Here is a 618-nt window from a genome sequence, read left to right as displayed (position 1 = left end):
AATGTGCTCGATTATCGTGTCGCGACCCATAAGCCGTGAATCATTCCTGGGACCCAGAAGAAAATCGTAAGCACAATGTTGATTAGTAAGTCTTTACCAGCGCCGCGAGCAACGAACACGCCCAGTGGTGGTAGAAGAACACATAAAATGATGACGAGAAGTTTATTCATGATAATTCCTTTTTATTCAATGAAATTCCAAAAGCCGCATCTTACTTTTCGAGATATTGCGTGAATCAGCAAGATGCTATCGATTTATAACATGAGTGATGGTTAAAGTCGTATTTTGCTCACTTCTCAATATAATAGCTTAGTATCAAGTGTTTATTGCGAGTGAGTTCCTAAAAGTAATCGCATTTGTTAGCATTGTTAAAAATCTAATAACACTGGAGTCGTTATGTCAAAGTCCTCGGAAGCGCAAAGCCCTTATCTCTCTCAAGTGAATGTCTACCCGGTTAAATCGGTGGGTGGGATCTCGCTATCAAGTGCATGGGTCGAGAAACCAGGTCTGAGCTTTGACCGACGTTTTATGTTGGCACTGGCTGATGGGTCAATGGTAACGGCTCGCAAATACCCACAGATGGTTAAAGTGTCATCTAGTCTACAGCCGGATGGCCTG

At 42.6% G+C, this 618-nt stretch carries 2 protein-coding genes; one reads left to right on the top strand and one right to left on the bottom strand.

The genetic code is table 11. From position 1 onward, the window contains the following. Nucleotides 1-11: 11 nt before the first annotated feature. Nucleotides 12-170, bottom strand: a complete 159-nt coding sequence (locus tag KIV40_RS30530; protein ID WP_032550463.1) for a YqaE/Pmp3 family membrane protein — start codon at nucleotides 168-170, stop codon at nucleotides 12-14. A 226-nt stretch (nucleotides 171-396) separates the two neighbouring features. Here KIV40_RS30530 and KIV40_RS30525 point away from each other — a divergent pair. Continuing rightward, on the top strand, nucleotides 397-618 hold a 222-nt coding region (locus KIV40_RS30525), incomplete at its 3' end, for an MOSC domain-containing protein (RefSeq protein ID WP_285353027.1).

The organism is Vibrio sp. D173a (assembly GCF_030248475.1).
The sequence above is the reverse complement of the archived record's forward strand: the minus strand, read 5'-3'. Positions and strand labels throughout refer to the sequence as shown.

What these genes read in the sequence shown, in the direction of transcription:
- KIV40_RS30530 (WP_032550463.1), bottom strand. Translation starts at nt 170, where the DNA reads ATGAATAAACTTCTCGTCATCATTTTATGTGTTCTTCTACCACCACTG.